At 45.6% G+C, this 19,149-nt stretch carries 16 protein-coding genes; 13 read left to right on the forward strand and 3 right to left on the reverse strand.

What is annotated here, in order from left to right:
• Positions 1–91 precede the first annotated feature (91 nt).
• From AC0THY_RS08220 to AC0THY_RS08230, 3 genes are read left to right on the forward strand one after another with little or no spacing between them, the layout of a single operon-like run.
• Positions 92–883, forward strand: coding sequence for a glycosyltransferase (locus tag AC0THY_RS08220; RefSeq protein ID WP_489993943.1), 792 nt, complete (start codon positions 92–94; stop codon positions 881–883).
• A 54-nt stretch (positions 884–937) separates the two neighbouring features.
• Positions 938–1,624 carry a glycosyltransferase family 2 protein gene (locus AC0THY_RS08225; protein WP_489993944.1) on the forward strand — a complete coding sequence of 229 codons (687 nt, stop codon included), beginning with the start codon at positions 938–940 and terminating at the stop codon, positions 1,622–1,624.
• 9 nt (positions 1,625–1,633) lie between these two features.
• Complete coding sequence (locus AC0THY_RS08230) at positions 1,634–1,987, forward strand: DUF2304 domain-containing protein (protein WP_489993945.1); 354 nt, start codon at positions 1,634–1,636, stop codon at positions 1,985–1,987.
• Here the strand turns inward: AC0THY_RS08230 and AC0THY_RS08235 are convergent, their stop codons facing one another.
• Positions 1,988–3,004: an acyltransferase family protein gene (locus AC0THY_RS08235; protein ID WP_489993946.1), complete on the reverse strand. Its 1,017-nt coding sequence runs from the start codon at positions 3,002–3,004 to the stop codon at positions 1,988–1,990.
• 225 nt (positions 3,005–3,229) lie between these two features.
• On the opposite strand from AC0THY_RS08235, the gene AC0THY_RS08240 reads away from it, so the two are divergent.
• The 3 genes from AC0THY_RS08240 to AC0THY_RS08250 all read left to right on the forward strand — a co-directional run bounded on the left by AC0THY_RS08240 (position 3,230) and on the right by AC0THY_RS08250 (position 5,880).
• Complete coding sequence (locus tag AC0THY_RS08240) at positions 3,230–4,147, forward strand: glycosyltransferase family 2 protein (RefSeq protein ID WP_489993947.1); 918 nt, start codon at positions 3,230–3,232, stop codon at positions 4,145–4,147.
• 32 nt (positions 4,148–4,179) lie between these two features.
• On the forward strand, positions 4,180–5,277 hold the full coding sequence (locus AC0THY_RS08245) for an acyltransferase (RefSeq protein ID WP_489993948.1): 1,098 nt from the start codon (positions 4,180–4,182) through the stop codon (positions 5,275–5,277).
• A gap of 174 nt (positions 5,278–5,451) precedes the next feature.
• Positions 5,452–5,880, forward strand: a complete 429-nt coding sequence (locus AC0THY_RS08250) for a hypothetical protein (protein ID WP_489993949.1) — start codon at positions 5,452–5,454, stop codon at positions 5,878–5,880.
• A gap of 286 nt (positions 5,881–6,166) precedes the next feature.
• Here AC0THY_RS08250 and AC0THY_RS08255 read toward each other — a convergent pair whose 3' ends face one another.
• Positions 6,167–8,359, reverse strand: a complete 2,193-nt coding sequence (locus AC0THY_RS08255) for a C1 family peptidase (protein WP_489993950.1) — start codon at positions 8,357–8,359, stop codon at positions 6,167–6,169.
• A 17-nt stretch (positions 8,360–8,376) separates the two neighbouring features.
• On the reverse strand, positions 8,377–9,297 hold the full coding sequence (locus tag AC0THY_RS08260; protein WP_489993951.1) for a nucleotidyltransferase family protein: 921 nt from the start codon (positions 9,295–9,297) through the stop codon (positions 8,377–8,379).
• A 147-nt stretch (positions 9,298–9,444) separates the two neighbouring features.
• On the opposite strand from AC0THY_RS08260, the gene rfbB reads away from it, so the two are divergent.
• The 7 genes from rfbB (at position 9,445) to AC0THY_RS08295 (ending at position 19,134) form a co-directional block, all read left to right on the forward strand.
• Complete coding sequence (gene rfbB, locus AC0THY_RS08265) at positions 9,445–10,527, forward strand: dTDP-glucose 4,6-dehydratase (RefSeq protein WP_489993952.1); 1,083 nt, start codon at positions 9,445–9,447, stop codon at positions 10,525–10,527.
• 75 nt (positions 10,528–10,602) lie between these two features.
• A complete protein-coding gene (gene rfbA, locus AC0THY_RS08270) occupies positions 10,603–11,472 on the forward strand; it encodes a glucose-1-phosphate thymidylyltransferase RfbA (RefSeq protein WP_489993953.1) in 870 nt (289 codons plus the stop codon).
• A gap of 143 nt (positions 11,473–11,615) precedes the next feature.
• Positions 11,616–12,170, forward strand: a complete 555-nt coding sequence (gene rfbC, locus AC0THY_RS08275) for a dTDP-4-dehydrorhamnose 3,5-epimerase (protein ID WP_489993954.1) — start codon at positions 11,616–11,618, stop codon at positions 12,168–12,170.
• 37 nt (positions 12,171–12,207) lie between these two features.
• Positions 12,208–13,005, forward strand: coding sequence for an ABC transporter permease (locus AC0THY_RS08280; protein WP_489993955.1), 798 nt, complete (start codon positions 12,208–12,210; stop codon positions 13,003–13,005).
• A gap of 29 nt (positions 13,006–13,034) precedes the next feature.
• Positions 13,035–14,324, forward strand: a complete 1,290-nt coding sequence (locus AC0THY_RS08285) for an ABC transporter ATP-binding protein (protein ID WP_489993956.1) — start codon at positions 13,035–13,037, stop codon at positions 14,322–14,324.
• An 18-nt stretch (positions 14,325–14,342) separates the two neighbouring features.
• Positions 14,343–16,424, forward strand: coding sequence for an SAM-dependent methyltransferase (locus AC0THY_RS08290; protein WP_489993957.1), 2,082 nt, complete (start codon positions 14,343–14,345; stop codon positions 16,422–16,424).
• Between the two features lie 43 nt (positions 16,425–16,467).
• Positions 16,468–19,134: a glycosyltransferase gene (locus AC0THY_RS08295; protein ID WP_489993958.1), complete on the forward strand. Its 2,667-nt coding sequence runs from the start codon at positions 16,468–16,470 to the stop codon at positions 19,132–19,134.
• Positions 19,135–19,149: the final 15 nt, after the last annotated feature.

Here is a 19,149-nt window from a genome sequence, read left to right on the forward strand (position 1 = left end):
TTTGCACGCTTGAATCATTTTCTTACGGTCAGCGCAGTAAATGCGCAGACCTGTTGAATAGTTACAAAAATACGAAATGGGAAAAGAGCTTATGCAGAATCATACCTTTGTTATATGTGCTTATAAGAAAAGCAAATATCTAGATGCATGTATTCAGTCACTAAAAAAACAAACTTTACAGAGCAAAATTATCATGGTTACTTCCACACCAAATAGTTTTATTGAAAACAAAGCAAAACAGCATGATATACCGCTTTATATCAATGAGGGGGAAGGTGGAATTACACAAGACTGGAATTTTGGTTATGCCTGTGCTGATTCACAGTATGTAACCATAGCACACCAAGATGATATTTATAGAAAAGACTATTTGGAAAAGGCTTTTCAGGATATTGAGAGAGCTAACAAACCTCTTATATTTTTTAGTGATTATAATGAACTTCGGGACGGGCAGATTATCAAATCCAATACACTGCTGAATGTCAAAAGATTCATGTTATTGCCTTTAAGGATCAGGATATTTCAGAAGAGTGTGTGGATAAGGCGGCGGATTCTTTCATTTGGATCTCCCATTTGTTGTCCTTCGGTATTATACGCTAAGAATAATCTTCCTAAGATAATATTTAAAAATGGCTTTCGGAGCTGTGAAGACTGGGAAGCTTGGGAGATGCTTTCAAAATTAACAGGAGAATTTATTTATAGAAATGAACCGTTGATGTATCATCGAATACATGAGGAATCAGAGACTTCTGCGATTATTGGTGACAATGCCAGAAGTCAGGAAGAATATGTTATGTACTGCAAATTCTGGCCCCGGTTTATTGCAAAGCTGCTGAATAAGCAGTATGCCAAAGGTCAGAGATCCAATAAGCTGGCAGAATAGTTTATTGTTAACGGAAATCTGACACTTGTAGTAAACGATAGATAAGGAAAAAGTATGAAAAAAATAGCGATTATTCCAGCGTACAATGAAAGAGATAGTATAGTAGAAACAATAAGAAATCTAAAGGAAAATGCTCCCGACTTTGATTATATCATTATTAATGACTGCTCAAGGGATGATACAATGGATATTTGCAAGTATCATGATTTAAACGTAATTAATCTCCCTGTCAATTTAGGAATCGGAGGAGCTGTTCAAACAGGCTATCTATATGCATTTAATCATAATTATGATGTGGCTGTGCAGTTTGATGGCGATGGCCAGCATGATGCCAGCTATTTGGAGCGGATGGTTGATTTACTTGTAGAAAAAGAATTGGATATGGTTATAGGGTCTCGCTTTATTGAAAACAAAGGATTCCAGAGCAGCGGCATACGGAGAATAGGGATAAAGTATTTTACCTTTTTAATTCATTTGCTTTTTGGGCAAAGGATTACAGATGCAACCTCTGGTATGCGATTATGTAATCGAAAGACCATGTCATTATTTATGAAAGAGTATCCGAGAGATTATCCCGAACCTGAAAGTGTGGCCAGACTACTGCGCCATAAGTATAAAGTGGAGGAAATTCCTGTCATAATGCACGAACGCGTCGCAGGGGTATCTTCGATTTCACTGAGTAAGTCAGCATATTATATGATTAAAGTGAGCCTTGCAATTTTCATAGAGCGTTTGCGCTAGGAGGGAAAAATGTCTTTTAAAGCACAGTGTATTTTAGGAATCATACTATTATTTGTTTTGGCACTGATTATTAATATGGTGCGCAAAAGAAAATTAGAGTTAAAGTATGTTTTGGCATGGATGATATGCGATATTGCATTGCTGATACTTGTCTTTGTTCCAGGATTGATGACATGGCTGGCGGAGACACTTGGCATCTATTCGCCTGTTAATATGGTTTTTTTCCTTGGGTTTGTATTTTCTCTGCTTATTATTTTTTCCTTAACAGTTGCCTTATCCAGAGTAACTGCTAAAGTCAGACGCTTAGCGCAGATTCTAGCGCTAGAGTCCAGAATCCGAGAAGAGGAAGAACAGGAAAACTAATTAGTTTGGCTTCTTGCGGTACTCTGCTATATAGTATAGAAGCGCACCAGTTAGGACTGCAAGTGGAATGCTAAACAGGGCGTTGTAAAGTGGAGATATTTTATTGTTAAAAAGATAAATAATTGTCTGTTGAACCGGAAATCCCAAAAGATAAATACCATATGAAAAGTTTCCGATGTAAGCTAGTTTTCTAGGAAGCTGCCTTGCACCAAACCAAAATGTAAACATAATATAGGGAAAGCAAAGGAACATTCCCAAACGGTGCAAATGAAACACGGAGAAGAGAACGAATAAACAAACTGACATGAGGAAGTACTTTTTGTTCAGTATTATTTTGTCGTGGTAAACATAATAGGTCATACCAATATAAAAAAACAGACAAGGACTTAATGCTGTAAACAGCGTAGGTATTTTATCACTAACGTAAAAGGAAAATAAGGTAGTTATCACAGCTAACGGAATTGTCAAACAGAATTTTCCTTTACGAAGAAAGCCTGTTTTGTAAAATATAAAGCAAGCAATATAGCAAAGAAATTCTACTGGGAGTGTCCAAAGAGACCCGTTTACTGTGGAATTGTATGGTGCATTCGCAAACACTCCCGGGAGTTCGTGCTGCGGAATGAGGAGTGCATTTAAAAGGTAACGCCAAGTTTGCGGAGCTGTCCAATATTGTTTAGGGGGTAATTGCGTTAAAAACAAACCTCCAATGACGATACACAAAATTACAGTAAAGAATAATGGAGGGAAAATCCGTAATGCTCGAGTTTTCCAATAAGAAGAAAAAGTAGATAGCCGCTCCGCACTTTTTGCGATTAAAAATCCACCGCATAGGAAAAAGATTGACACTGCCACATAGCCCATGGTTAATTGACCATCACTGATTCTATAAATCCAGTCCCCTGAAACAGAGCCTGTACATAGAACAAAAGAGTGAGATATAATTACCATAATGGCGGCTATAAATTTAGTCAATTGTAAGTTTGAACTTCTAATGTGTTGTGCATCAATTAGTCTCATTCTATTCTCCATATCTATTTCAGCTTAATGTAGTAATAATAAACTAGTTTGAACTTTTAGTCAATTGGTTTGGAACTGAAATATAATGATGCCAGGGGCACAAAGTGCAGGGAAAACCATAGGTATCAAGGATCAAAGTACATTCTGAACCTAATATAATTGCAGCGAACAGCAAGAACATTATGCTTCGTCATAAAAGGTGGTTCATAAAGAAAGGGTGGTAATATGCTATCAGTTATCTTACCAGCATACAATGAAGAAAAAATGATAAGGAAGACAGCTCAGGTAATCAGTGGTATTTTAGAGGAACAAGCCATCCCTTATGAACTTGTCTTTGTAAATGACGGCTCTAAAGACAATACATGGTCAGAAATTGAAAAGATAGCTTCAGATAATCCTCATGTAGTGGGTATTCACTTTTCTAGAAATTTTGGAAAAGAATCTGCATTATTTGCAGGCTTGGCAAATGCAAGGGGGGAATGCTGTGCGGTGATGGACTGTGATTTACAGCATCCGCCGGAGGTGTTGGTGGAGATGTATCATCTTTGGAAAAAGGGATATGAAGTAGTTGAGGGAGTAAAAAGGAGCAGAGGTAAAGAGAGTGTCTTGCATAAAGCAAGTGCCGGCTTATTTTATAAAATCATATCTAAGGCAGTAAAAATAGACATGTCCAGGGCCTCTGATTTTAAGTTAATGGACCGCAAGGCAGTAGATGCGTTGTTAGAGATGCCGGAGCGCAATGCATTTTTCAGAGCACTTTCCTCCTGGATAGGATATCGTACTATTTCTGTGGAGTTTGATGTGCAGGAGAGAGAAGCTGGAGAATCAAAATGGTCAACTTGGTCCTTGGTTAAATACGCAATTACAAATATTGTGGCTTTTTCGGCAGCACCCATGCAAATAGTCACCGTAGCCGGAGTGTTCATGCTGTTTATGGCATTCGTCTTGGGCATACAGACATTAGTAAAGTTTTTCATGGGACATGCTGTTGTCGGCTTCACCACTGTTATTCTATTATTATTAATAATAGGAAGCATCGTAATGATCAGTCTGGGAATAATCGGTTACTATATCTCGAAAATTTATGAAGAGGTAAAAGGAAGGCCTAAGTATCTGGTATCTAAAAAAATCGGAGGCAAATGAGTAGTTTTAGTGAAAATAAAAGGACATATATAATGAAGGATAAAACGAGTAGTAATAGCCGGTTCGTATGGATCGACTACACCAGGGTATACGCAATTCTCTTCGTAGTTCTCTGTCATGCCACAGAGAGTTACTATGGAGCAGTCGTCCGGGGAGAACAAACAATAAACTTTATCCCGTGGATTGTGGAAAATTCCCTCTTTACAGTGGGGAGATTGGGGGTTCCTCTTTTTTTGGCAATTACAGGTGCACTGATGTTATCCCGTGAATTAGACCCCATACGGTTTTATAAAAAGTCACTCTTACCGCTGGTCATTACCACAGAGATCTGGATTGTATTCAATTATTTTTTTGCCTGTGCTTTCCAAGGCGTTTTGTTTCAGCCTGTTGATTTAATTACAGAGATGCTCTTTTTAAAAAGTCCGGAGCTTTCACATATGTGGTATATGCCAATGATTATTGGAGTTTATGTTGCGCTGCCCTTTTTAGCAAAGCTTACGAGTGCCTTTGGAAATGGCAGGTGCTTTATTGTACCAGGTGTCTTGGCAGCAGTATCCTGTATCGTGGTACCTACGGTTAATGTATTCCTCAAAGAAGCGCTGCCTCTTAATCTTTCTTTGGATTCTAAGCTGGACCTCTCATTTTTGGGTGGAACGTATGGTATTTATCTCTTTGGAGGGTATTTTATAGGTAACCGAAAGGTGTTGGCGAAAGTACATACACTCTGGATTACGCTGGGAATCTGTGTGGCTCTGGCTTTGAATACAGCAGGGCAATATTTTTTGTATAGCAACCATTACTATAAATCAAACAGACTGTTATGGTATACCAGTCTTGGAGTCTGTATAGCAGGGCTTCTATTTTTTGAGCTGCTCCGTCGTATGTATGATAAACCAGAGAGGCAGGAAAACAGAGTGATTCGTATGCTGGCCAGATGCAGCTTTGGAATTTATCTGCTTCATAAACCGCTCATGGTATTGGCTATAGAGTTTCTTCCTCTAAACTCTTTAAATGTGATGGCTCGCATTGGATGTTTGGTATTCATAGGCGCAGTTATCAGTTTTTTAATATTACTTCCATTTTACCTGTTTTTAAAAAGAACAGGTAAAGTACTATTCCATATCAAGTAAAAACGTAATGATTTAACGGGCCCGCGTAAGTGCGCAGATCTGTTGAATAGTCGCGGCGAAACAATATGTGACCATCCTATAAACAATAAAATATGTGCAAAATGCTAATGTACAGATTGCATTTGATGGCTTATAATGTGCTTTATAAAATACCATTGGAGGTGTCATAAAAACATGACGGATAGTCAGAAACTGGATTTGATTTTAAAAAGCACGAAGATGATAGAGTCAGATGTAGGTACGTTGAAGCAGGATGTATCTATGCTGAAGGATAAGACAAACTTATTGGAGGACAAGCTTGACTCGCTGCAAGGCAGTGTAGAACGGCTGGAAGGCAGAGTAAGTGGCTTAGAATCAAACGCTGAAAAGACGGAAAGCAGACTACTTTTGCTGGAAGAAGGAGTGGCAAGAATGGAAAATCGGTTGATCAGTGTGGAGAGCTCTGTTTCGGAGTTGAGATTGCAGCAGCAGAGGCTGGAGAGAGGGAATGAGGAGATTCGCTCCAGTCTGAACGCACTGGAAGAATGTGCCGCAGGAATGGAGAGAAGGCTGGAAGGTTTGAGCTGCAAGATGACCAGTATGGAGATTACTCTGGAGACGTAGACTAATCGTAATATTAGGATTGTAGCAGAGAATCATGTGGATTTATATCGAAGATTCCACCAAGCTTCTGAAATCACTACAGAGGAGGAATTAATGAAGATCAATATTAACCGACATGAAAATGAGATACGCAGATTAAAGGAAATTATGAGGATTGCCTCATAAGTCAACAACCCCGCGGGAATAAACGAGCTTGTCTGCCAGCGCGAATATCAGCATAAAAAACCGGCAGATCTCTCACCTGCCGGTTTCTCAACAAGAAATTGCCTGACGTGGATTGAACAAACTATTTTATGTGGATCCTCTTTGCAGCGGAGAAGTCTCCATACACCTTCCTACCATTTACCAGTCGGTAAGCCCGGACTTTATAGTAGTAGTTCCGCTTTTTAGGAGCCTTGTTGGTATAAGTAACAATAGAACCTTTTGTCAATACCTTTACCCGTCTATAAGCTCTGCTCTTGGAGGTGGATCGATGGAGCTCATATCCGCTGGCGCCGGAAACCTTTTTCCATTTCAGCTTTGCGCGGTATTTTCCAACAGCTTTGGCACTGGTAATGAGGGCCTTTGCAGGGCGGGCGGTCGTGGCCTTGACATTGGAGAAGTAGGTATAGCAGGTCTTTCCGCCAATCTTCCGGGTGGCTCTTATCTTATAGTAATAGGTGGTGCCGGATGCCCGTTTCCCGTCGGTAAATGACAATTTTGACGTGGTTTTAATACGTTTGTAGGTGCCATATCTGGAGGTGCTCCGGTATATCTGATAGCTCTTCGCCTTGGCAATCTTTTTCCACTTAATCTGTATCTTATTGTAGGCTACAGATGTCAGGGAGGAGATGGATGGCGTCTTGATGGATGTTGTGATGGTATCTGTTTTTGTGGCTGCTGAACCGGTGTTTGTGGTGAAGGCTTTGATCCGGGTGCTGGCCCCATCACTCCAGGAATCCATGTCATGCCAGGTGCTGCCGCTCTCATAGAAGCTCTGTCCTGCGGAACCGCTGGATATAAAGGTGAGACCGGCATTGTTGGTGGAACAGTCCACAAAATAGTACACGGAGGAGTCATTCACTGCGGACAGGGTGATCACTACAGAGAATACATCTCCCTTTTGAAACACCAGCTTTTTATTCAGGGGTATTGTGTAATACCCGCCGTAGGTGGTGCGCCCAGTCTGAGGAGTTGAAAACATGGGTATACCGCTGGTAGGATTCTTAGAGGACGGGGATTTATACACCTGAATGCTATAGTTTACATTTGGGGTGTATACGGAAAAGCCTACTGCATCCAGCCTTTCGTTTGTCCCGGAGATTCCCTTGACTGTGTAGCGGCTGGCCACGGAACTGCCGTTTGTCAACGAACGGATGGTAGAGCCGTAAGAACCATCATACTGGTAGTTGTGGTCATAGTTTTCAGCGGATTCCATATCAAAAGCGTAAGACAGGAAATCGGTTTTCTTATCGCTCATAGTTACATCTGCGTAAGAGATGTAGATATATCCGTTATCTCCCTCTCCCGTACCATAGCTGTTTTTTGCAATCCAGGCGCCGTTTGCAGAGGGTTTGATTGACCGTCCGTTGTAGACAGCTGTGAAGTTATCGCGTGAGTAATTGTCATCCCAGCCCACAATCGAAACAATATGGTTTGTGGTGGTATTGGTTACTCTGCCATAACTATCCAGGTAAGAACGGTACGGGAAATAGTAGGCTCCGTTGTCACTTTGAAAACCGGAGTGATAAAACAGCGAGGTGGAAACAGCACCATACTGCATGATCAGTTCCTTTACGCTGTTTCTGTCACAGGTGTTGACGAAGCGGGCATTCTGCAGGTGAGCGATATCTGCATAGGCCAGAGATTCATTGACATAATTAAGATGTCCCCCATAAGGAACGGTCTCCTCCGCTGCCGCACCCACCCATCTGGAGAGCGCAAACATGGTGAAAAGATTATTCCCACCGGTGTCCAGATACTTACTTCCTGTTTGGTTGATTACCTTGTCTCCGCTGGTCAATTTCATAGGATCTGCCACTGAGTGAAAGAAAAAGTAAGACAGATGCATTTCCGACAAATCAACGCTGTTGTTTGCAGCCCCATTTTTTATCAGACTGCTTTCCCCGGCTGCCAGAGCACCAAATGCCCAGCAGGTTCCCCAGGGGTCCTGGTCTTTCACAGAGGTTACATATCCCTTACTCCTGGAATCGTAGGAGGATGGGAGTACTCCCCTGGAGAGCCGGGGGGAATCGGACGTATCCTCGTAATCCGACAGAACCGGGAGGCCGGATTCTGGCAGTGCAGGCGCTGCCGTATCGTCTTCAATGACAGGCAGACCCACGGAACCATCTTCCTCCTGCATCGGCAGCTCTGCGTCCTGGTCATCCTCAATTAAAATCAGGTCTGCTGCCTGTGCTTTGAAAGAGGGTGCAGCAGCAAAGGTGAAGATCAGAAGGAAGACGGTCAGCCATTTTGTTAAACTAGTGCATTTTTTCATGCAGAACTCCTTTACAATCATTGAAATAATTTTTTGGGGTACACTCCTTTGGCAACCAATTCCTTGAAGGATTCAACAACCACTTCTTTGTCCTCTTTGTAGGTTACACCAAACCATTTGTCCGCGGACTCTAAAACCGTTACCTGGGCAGTCCCATTTTTAATTAGGCTATCTACTACCGAAGGAATCAGGTACTCTGATTTGATATCTCCCTCCGCCAGGGAGGACAGAAACTCAGCGAAGCCCTTCTCCAGGATATCCAGTAGCTCAGGGGTGAAGCCCCACATGTTCATGGATACATGGCTGGCAGGATCAATTCGGGTGTAGCCGCCTTTGCCGTCCGGCACTCCGGCTCCGTCCGGCAGTTTGTAGATATCGTGGGTTTCTGTCACATCCACCAGGTATCCATCCTCATTTACGTGGCAGACACCCCTTGTCACAGCCCCGTTCTCGCTCAGGGTATTGCCCAGTATAAACCCTGCCATGCAGAAATTCAGCTTTCCGGGAGTTGGGTCTGTATTTACCAGATAATCGTGGATCTTTGCAAAGCCCTCTTTCCCGTAGTAGTCATCTGCATTGATGACAGCAAATGGTTCTGTGACAACGCCTTTGCAGCTTAAAATCGCATGTCCTGTTCCCCAGGGCTTTGTGCGTTCTTCCGGTTTTGCAAAGCCATCCGGCAGGTTGTCCAGTTCCTGATAGGCATAAGATACATCTGCTATTTTCTCAATACGGTTTCCAATGACTTCTTTAAAATCTTTTTCCAGATCCCTTCGGATAATGAATACAATCTTGTTGAATCCGGCTTCCAGAGCATCATGGATGGAATAGTCCATAATAATCTCCCCACTGGGGCCAACCGGGGCCAGCTGCTTGATACCTCCTCCAAACCGGCTGCCAATTCCTGCAGCCATGATCACCAGTGCTGTTTTTTTCATAAATTTTCTCCTTACATCGTGTATTTTTGGATATTATACCATGAAAAACCCGGCTTGTCACCGCTCCCGGGGAAAAATCGGCTTGAAGTAGCGTGGCTTTTTTGCTATAATGAACCAAAAGTATGCTTAAAAGCACAGGAGGAAGAAATGAGAACTTATCTGGTAACAGGAGGGGCGGGATTCATTGGCTCCAACTACATTCATTATATGTTTAAAAAGTATGGAAATGACATCCGCATCATCAATGTGGACTGCCTCACCTATGCGGGAAATCTGGAGAACCTTAAAGATGTGGAGGACCGTGAGAACTACACCTTTATAAAGGCGGATATCTGCGATGGGGATGCCATAATCAGGATTTTTGAAGAGAATGAGATAGACAGAGTGGTTCACTTTGCTGCGGAGAGCCATGTGGACAGAAGCATTAAAAATCCGGATGTGTTTGTCAAGACCAATGTTCTGGGTACTCTGAATATGTTAAACGCAGCCAAAGCGGCCTGGGAGCTTCCAGACGGCAGCTTTAAAGAGGGGAAAAAGTTTCTCCATGTATCCACGGACGAGGTATATGGCTCACTGGAGAAGGAAGGTGAGTTCTTTTATGAGACAACCCCCTATGATCCCCACAGCCCGTACTCGGCCAGCAAGGCTTCCTCTGATATGCTTGTGAAGGCTTATATGGATACCTACCGTTTTCCAGCCAATATTACCAACTGCAGCAACAATTACGGGCCTTACCAGTTTCCGGAAAAATTGATTCCCCTGATTATAAACAATGCACTGCACGGAAAAAAGCTGCCAGTTTACGGGGACGGAAAGAATGTCCGCGACTGGCTCTATGTGGAGGACCATGCCAAGGGAATCGATATGGTGCAGGAGAAGGGGCGGCTTTTCGAAACGTACAATATCGGTGGCCACAATGAGAAGCAGAATATAGAGATTATCCATATTATCTTAGATACCTTAAGGGACATGCTGCCTGAGGGTGATCCCAGAAAAGAGCTGGTGAGTGAGAAGTTGATCACCTATGTGGAGGACCGGAAAGGCCATGACAGGCGTTACGCCATTGCCCCGGATAAGATCAAAGCGGAGGTGGGCTGGTATCCGGAGACAAAGTTTGAGGACGGCATCCGCATGACCATCCAGTGGTTCTTTGAGCACGAAGATTGGATGAAGAACGTGACCAGCGGCGATTATCAAAAATACTACGAGGATATGTACAGAGAAAAATAAGCAGAACAGGGAAAGAAGGATTATCGCGTTAGACACGGATAAGCCTTCTTTCTTGTGCAAATATAGGAGGAAGAGATGAAAGGTATTATATTAGCAGGCGGTTCCGGAACCAGATTATATCCATTGACCAAGGCCATTTCCAAACAGATCATGCCCGTGTATGACAAGCCTATGATTTACTATCCCTTGTCGATTCTGATGCTGGCAGACATCAGAGAGGTGCTGGTGATTTCCACACCGAGGGATCTGCCGGTTTTTCAGGATCTGCTGGGAAGCGGGGAACAGTTGGGGATGGAGATCTCCTATGCAGTTCAGGAGAGTCCCAGAGGCTTGGCGGACGCATTTCTCGTGGGTGAGAAGTTTATCGGAAATGACAGAGTTGCACTGGTTTTAGGGGACAATATTTTTTATGGACAGAGTTTTTCACAGATTTTGCGCAGAACCGCGTCCAGAGAAAAGGGAGCTACGATTTTTGGATATTATGTAAAAGATCCGAGAGAATATGGGGTAGTGGAGTTTGATGATACCGGGAAGGCGCTTTCCATTGAGGAGAAGCCGGAGCATCCCAAGTCTAACTATGCGGTACCGGGGCTGTATTTCTATGACAATGATGTGGTGGAGATTGCAAAGAATGTGAAGCCGTCCGCCAGAGGTGAAATAGAAATCACCAGCGTGAACAACGAGTATTTGAGGAGGGGAACCCTGCAGGTGGAGACACTCGGAAGAGGATTTGCCTGGCTGGACACCGGAAATCATGATGCGCTTCTGGATGCCGCTGATTTCGTGGCTGCTTTCCAGAAAAGACAGGGGCTTTATATCTCCTGTATAGAGGAGATTGCTTACCGAAGAGGCTTTATTGACAGGGATCAGCTTCTGAAACTGGCAGAGCCGCTGATGAAGACTGCTTATGGGCAGTATCTGACAGACATCGCCAACGGTCTGTAGGAGACTGGACAGCATAAAAAATGGCCGGTGTACCTGTAACTGCAATGGTGCAGGGCAGATACAATTAAATCAAGGGAACTGTACCATAGGTCAGTGCGTAAACCGGACAGTTCTAAATATAAGATAGAAAGAGGCAATAAAAGATGGGAAAGATAACAGTAGAGACATGCAATATAGAAGGCCTGAGAGTCATTACCCCCGCAGTCTTTGGGGATGAGCGCGGTTACTTTATGGAGACCTACAACTATAATGACTATAGAGAAGCAGGCATTGACATGGAGTTCGTGCAGGATAACCAGTCCATGTCCAAAAAGGGGGTGCTGCGCGGGCTGCATTTCCAGATAAACTATCCCCAGGATAAGCTGGTGCGTGTGGTATCCGGGGAAGTGTTTGATGTGGCAGTGGACTTGAGGGAAGGGTCCCCCACCTACGGACAGTGGTACGGGGTGATTCTCTCAGCGGAGAATAAGAAACAGTTTTTTATTCCTAAGAATTTTGCCCACGGTTTTTTGGTCCTCTCTGACACTGCGGAGTTTGCCTATAAATGTACGGACTTTTACCATCCCAATGACGAGGGCGGCCTGGCGTGGAATGATCCGGCCATTGGGGTTGACTGGCCTATACCGGAGGGAATGGAGCTGATCATCTCTGAGAAGGACCAGAAATGGGGAGGTCTCACAGGTTACTGTGAACAGTAAGCCTCACAGAGCTTAGAAAATAGACGGGAGCGTTTTCATGCTGAAATATTTAGTGACAGAGCACAAGCTGATCTGGACTCTGGCAAAGAATGATTTTAAAACAAAGTTTGCAGGATCTTACCTGGGAATTGTGTGGGCGCTGGTACAGCCCATCGTGACCGTACTGGTGTACTGGTTTGTTTTCCAGGTGGGACTGCGTCAGACAGCCGATTTCAACGGCTGTCCTTTTGTGTTGTGGATGCTGGCCGGCCTGGTTCCCTGGTTTTATTTTCAAGAGGCCATGGTGGGGGGGACCAATGTGCTCATGGAGTACAGCTATTTGGTGAAAAAGGTGGTCTTTAAGATTGAGATACTGCCTATGATCAAGATGATATCCGCGCTCTTTATCCACCTGTTTTTTGTGTGCGTGGCAGTTGCCCTGTTCTGCATAAACGGAAAGTTTTCGGGTCCTTATGCCCTGCAGGTCATCTACTACTCTTTTTGCATGTTTGCGCTTGCCCTGGGACTTTGCTATGTCACCAGTGCGGTTGCCGTATTCTTTCGGGACCTGCTGCAGATCGTGAATATTATTCTCCAGGTGGGAGTTTGGGCTACGCCTATTATGTGGAACCTGACAGACCCGGGACTCGGGCTGCCGAATCTGCTTGTGATGGTCTTTAAACTAAATCCCATGTACTATATTGTCTACGGTTACCGTGACGCTTTGGTGTACAAGGTGTGGTTCTGGGAGCATCCTGGACTGACCCTCTACTTTTGGGCGTTTACGATTATCATGTTCCTTCTGGGGAGCAGGATATTTAAGCGTTTGCGGGTACATTTTGCGGATGTGCTTTAAAAAACAGCAAAGGATGAGAGGACTGCAGTATGAGTAAAACGGCGATTCAGGTGACGGATGTCACAAAAATATATAAACTATATGACAGACCCAAGGATCGTCTGAAGGAATCCTTGGGCCTCACCAGAAAAAAATGCTATCAGGAACACTATGCTCTGAACCACATCAACTTTGAGGTGGAAAAGGGGGAGACGGTGGGGATTATCGGTACCAACGGGTCCGGAAAATCCACCATGCTCAAGCTGATTACCGGGGTACTCACGCCCACTGAGGGCAAGATTGAGGTGGATGGAAGGATCTCTGCGCTTCTGGAGCTGGGAGCAGGCTTCAATATGGAATACACAGGCATTGAAAATGTGTACTTAAATGGCAGTATGATCGGCTTTTCCAAAAGTGAGATCGACGCCAAGCTGCAGGACATCCTGGATTTTGCGGATATCGGAGAATTTGTGCACCAGCCTGTGAAGTCCTATTCCAGCGGTATGTTTGTGCGTCTGGCTTTTGCGGTGGCTATCAACATTGACCCGGAGATTTTGATCGTGGATGAGGCACTCTCAGTAGGGGACGTGTTTTTTCAGGCCAAGTGCTACCGGAAGTTTGAGGAATTTAAAAAGCAGGGCAGGACCATTCTGTTTGTTAGCCATGATCTGGGGAGCATCACCAAATACTGTGACAGGGCCATTCTGCTGAACCGGGGGGAAAAGATTTTTGAGGGAACCCCAAAGGAGACGGTGGACATCTACAAAAAAGTGCTGGTGGGACAGTTTGACCCCAGCGAGCTGGAGCAGGATATGGATGCCAATGACATCACAAAGCTCTCCACAGACAAAGAGTGGAAGGAAAAGATACAGGTTAACCCTGAGCTCATTGAGTACGGGGAAAAGAGCGCTGAGATCACGGACTATGCCCTTTTGGATGACAATGGTCTCATCACCAATACCTTTATGAAGGGCAGCACATTTTCCGTCCGTATGAAAATCACATTCCACGAGGAGATTAAAGAACCGATCTTTGCGTTTACCATCAAAAACCTGCAGGGAATTGAGCTGACAGGGACAAATACCATGTATGAAAAGGTGGATGTGCCGCCTATGAAGGCGGGGGAGACGAAGGAAGTCACCTTCACGCAGCGGCTGGATCTGCAGGGGGGAGAGTATCTGATTTCCCTGGGGTGTACCGGATACCGGGACGGAGATTTCCAGGTGTACCACAGACTGTACGATGTATGCAGCCTGACGGTCATTTCTGATAAAAATACCGTGGGATATTTTGACATGAACTCTGCAGTGACTCTGGGAGAAAGCCGTCATCAGGAGTGAATGGGAAAGGAAGGCAGGATGGCAAAATTAAATTTGGACTATTACAGTGGCGATAATCAGTATTCGGATGGGGATATTGAAGAGGAGATTCTGAGGATAGCCAGTAATGGACTCTCACTGGATGAGCTGGAAAAGGCAAAGTTCCCCGTTCTCTACCATCTGTCCCCAGTGCGGGAGAACATTCTCAACTGGTATCCCTTTCGGCAGGATGCCTGCTGTCTGGAGATTGGATCAGGGTGCGGGGCCATCAGCGGCCTTCTCTGCCGGAAAATGAAAAAGGTGGTGTCTGTGGAACTGTCCAAGCGCAGGGCAGACATTAATTTTGCAAGGCACGGGCATCTGGACAATCTGGAGATTATGGTGGGAAACCTGAATGATATGCAGTTTTCCCAGAGCTTTGACTACATTGTTTTAAACGGCGTCTTTGAGTACGCCATGAGCTTTACAGAAGGAGAGAATCCCTACCGGGACTTCCTGTCCTATGTGGCAGGTTTTTTAAAGCCGGATGGGATTCTGCTGGTGGCTATTGAGAACAGGCTGGGGCTTAAATATTTCGCGGGGGCTCCGGAGGATCACACCAACGCCTATATGGACGGACTCAGAGGATATCCGGAAAACCTGTCAGTGCGCACCTTTTCCAAGGAAGAGTGGAAGGAACTGCTGGGGGATTGCGGTCTTGGCTATTATCGGTTTTATTACCCTTATCCGGATTACAAGTTTCCATGTGAAATCTTTACGGATGAAACGCTGAAGAGCCAGAAGTACGGGAGAAAGACATGGAATTTTACGGAGGAGCGTTTTGAGCTCTTTCCGGAGCAGGAGATGGCCGCCGCCTTCTGTAAGGAAGGGATCATGGACCGGTTTGCCAACTCTTTTTTGATTGAAATGAGCAATCGTCCCATTTTGCGGGAGAAGGAAGTCCTGTATGCAAAGCTGAATATGGACCGCCACAGGGAGTTTGCGATCTGTACCACCATTGAATGCGCACGGGATGAGATGGAGGCTGTGAAAAAGCCGCTCACAGAGGAGGCACAGGAGCACATAGAACGAATGGCCCGGACACTGAGGCAGGAGTCAGGCGCAGCGAAAGGGCAGGCAGGAGCTTTTTGCCTTCTTCCGGGGCGGCAGGACCAGGAGGGAATCCACTACCCGTGGATGGCAGGAAAGAGTCTGGGATATCAGGCGGAGCAGGCGATATTGAAAAAGGACGCATCTGCGGTGAAGCGGATGGTAAGCCATGTGTTTGAACAGCTCATTGAGCCTGCAATCACCCAGGCGGACTACGGAACGGCGGAGTTTTGCCGGGTGTTTGGAGAGGCACGTTTGGTTCAGGAGAGGACAGACTGTCTCTGCCCGGCCAATGTGGATCTGATTTTGGACAACATCTTTCCGGATGGAGAACAGAATTATATTATTGACGGTGAGTGGATTTTTGACTTTCCGATTCCATCCTCCTTTGTAATCTGGAGGACCATCAATGAGCTCTATGCCAACTGTCCCTGGTTTGAAAAGCAGCTTGCGAGGGCCTCTTTTATGGGGGAATATGGAATTACATCTGACATGGAAGAGGTTTTTTGGAGCTGGGCAACGCACTTTGCTGAAGAGTATGTGGGGGCAAACAGTCTGGCAGCCTATGCGGTGCCTGAGGTGGGAGTACGCCTGGAGGAGATACGGACCAGAAGGCTTGAAGAGCGCTATCTGGACAGTACACTCTATATTGACACTGGAAAGGGATTTTCGGAGGAGGAGTCATTGAAGGTCAGGACAGAGCTGCGCAGGGGCGGAAGTCTCAAGCTGGAGTTTGACTTGCAAAGCTTTAGGGAGGTAAAGGCTCTGCGCTTTGATCCCCTGGAGGGTAGGCCTTGTCTATGCAGGATCATGGCGCCGGAGGCGCGCCTGATACCGGAGAATGCCTCGGGAAAAGAGGGGGATAAGGATTTGTTTTTGACTACAGATCCCTCCTACAGGGTGGTATTAAAAGGGATGAAACCTGAGAAACTGAGAATAGAGGGAACGGTGGATGTGATGGAAAAGGACTGGGCGCTGCAAAGATATGCCGCCCTGTCACAGACAGGAAGACACCGTCTGAAATTTTGGTAACAGTTCAGCTTGGCTGAACTGTTACCAATTCTGGAGGTAGCTTATGAACAGACAAGGAGATGCCATTGACATTGTCATACCAGTGTACAATGGATATGAAGATATACAGCTGTGCATGGACAGCATCAGAAGGCACACAGATCTGAATAAGCACCGGGTGCTGCTGATCAACGACTGCAGCCCGGATGAACGGATTGCCCCTTATCTGGACGCACAGGCAGGGGAGAACATCATAGTCTTACACAATGAGGTGAACCAGGGATTTTCCGCCAATGTGAACAAAGGCATGACCTACTCGGATCGGGATGTGGTCCTTTTAAATGCAGATACTATTGTGACAAAGGGGTGGGTGGACAAGATTCAGACGTGCGCCTACCACTCAGTGCGCAATGCCACCGTGACGCCTCTGTCCAACAGCGCTACGCTCTGTTCTGTACCCGTCATGTGCCAGGACAATCCGGTGCCGGAGCATGTGACCATTGACGAGTATGCAGCCCTGATTGAGCGGTGCAGCCTGAGGCGTTATTCCAGAATCACTGTGGCTGTGGGCTTCTGTATGTATATTAAGAGGCAGGTTATCAAGGAAGTGGGCTTCTTTGACGCAGAAACCTTTGGGCGGGGTTACGGGGAGGAGAATGACTTCTGTAACCGCGCGGAGCAAATGGGATATCAGCATGTGATGTGTGATGACACCTTTATCTATCACAGGGGAACAGCCTCCTTTGACACCGCTGAAAAACAGGCGCTCTGCGATGCCCACAACAAAATTTTGGAGGAGCGCTATCCTCTGCAGATGAAGAAAAATCACCTTTACTGTATGGAAAACCCCGACCAGGAGATTCGGGATAATATAAATCTGTACACCAGGCTTGCCAATGGAAAAAAGAATTTATTGTTTTTACTGCATTTGGATTTTCAAACAGAATCCTTCAACAACATTGGCGGTACCCAGCTGCATGTAAAGGATTTGGTGGAGGCTTTTGCCGGGGAGTACAATGTATTTGTGGCAGCCAGGGATGTGGATACTTTGCGCGTTACCATTTACTCAGGGGAGGGCGTCAATACCCTGAAGTTTGATATCGGGGAGCCCGAGGATTTCCCTGTATTCCATGATGAGAAGATGGAAAAGATTTACACAGAGCTGCTTCGGGCATTTGCTATTGATCTGATTCATGTGCACCACACCCAGGATCTGACGCTGGATATTTACTATGTGGCCAATGAGCTTAACATACCCATTGTGGCCACTATCCACGACTACTACTATGCCTGTCCCACTATCAAGCTTTTAAACGAGCAAAATGAGTTCTGTCTGGGCAAGGAAGAGAAAAACTGCAGATCCTGCCTGAACGCTTGCTGCGGCTTTGCTTTGCAGGTTTCCTATTTGGATAAATGGAAGAAGGAGAATGAAAAGGCTCTGCTGCTATGTGACAAGCTGATCTTTCCCTCCGAGAGTGCGAGGGAGGTGATGGTCTCCATCTTTCCTTCTATAGAGGAGAAAACCGTGGTGATTCCCCACGGTTCCGATTTGGTGAAGAGTGGAAGGTCTGACGCCGCGCTGCAAGGTCCTTTTGAGAAATCCAGGAGGGTTCACACCCATTTGGACCAGGTGCCAGGGACAAGGAGAGGCTTTAACTATGTGACTGGGTGGGCTTATCTGGAGGGGGCTGACAATGCTCAGGTAAAGCTCTACATGGAAGTTACGGACAGTAGGGGGAAGGTGGTGTATGTGCCCCTGCAGAAAAAAGCCAGACCGGATGTGGTAAACAGTATGGGACTGCCGGAGGTGCTTTGGTGTGGAATTCACAGCGTATTTTCTATTCCGGATATGGCTGAGGGAAGCTGCAGGATCAAGCTGATTCTGGAGTGGCGGGGCCATTTCTACACTGACGGACACAGCTACAGCGGAAACTACCGGGCGGAACAGGGAGACCCGGGGAGGCTGAATGTGGCCTTTATCGGAGGCATGGTTCCGGCAAAGGGGAGCGGGCTGGTGTACGAGATTCTTCAAATGGAAAATAAGGAGATCAACTGGTTCATAATGGGGGCTATAGGAGATGAGAGACTCAACACCCTGGGTGATCTCCCCAATGTGTATTTCAGCAATGTCTATGAGAAGGATGACATCTTTGAGCTGCTGAGCACCAGCCGGATCGATGTGGTGTGCGTGATGTCAACCTGGGCAGAGACTTTTTGCTATACAGTGTCCGAGGCGTGGCTGTCCGGAATACCGGTGATCGGAACCGACATCGGAGCCATTGGAGAGCGTATACGGGCGACGGGCGCAGGCTGGACAGTGGACGTGAATGTGACTCCGGATGAGCTTTTTAGACTCCTGCGCCATATCAAAGAGCACCCTGAGGAGCTTGCTGAGAAGCAGAAGGTGGTCAGAGATATGCACGTGCGGACAATACCGGAGATGTGTGAGGATTACCGCGAATTTTACCGGGATCTCATTTCAGGACATCCGGTTACGCATATAGAGGAAGGAATTGACTTTGAGTTTATCTTCCAGGGACTGGCAATGGGAGAGCCGAATGTGAGCGGGAGAGGGGCGGTGGCATCCCTGAACAGACTGAAGCAGGAGAACAAGAGGCTGAAGTTTGCAATGGAGGCCCTAAAAGGTACCACATCCTACAAAGTGGCCAGAAAAATCTCCAAAGCAAATATTCCCTTTAAAGAAACCCTCAAGAAAATGGTGAAGAAATAAAAGAATATTAAAAAG

Source organism: Ruminococcus sp. 8Y-12 (assembly GCF_058119865.1).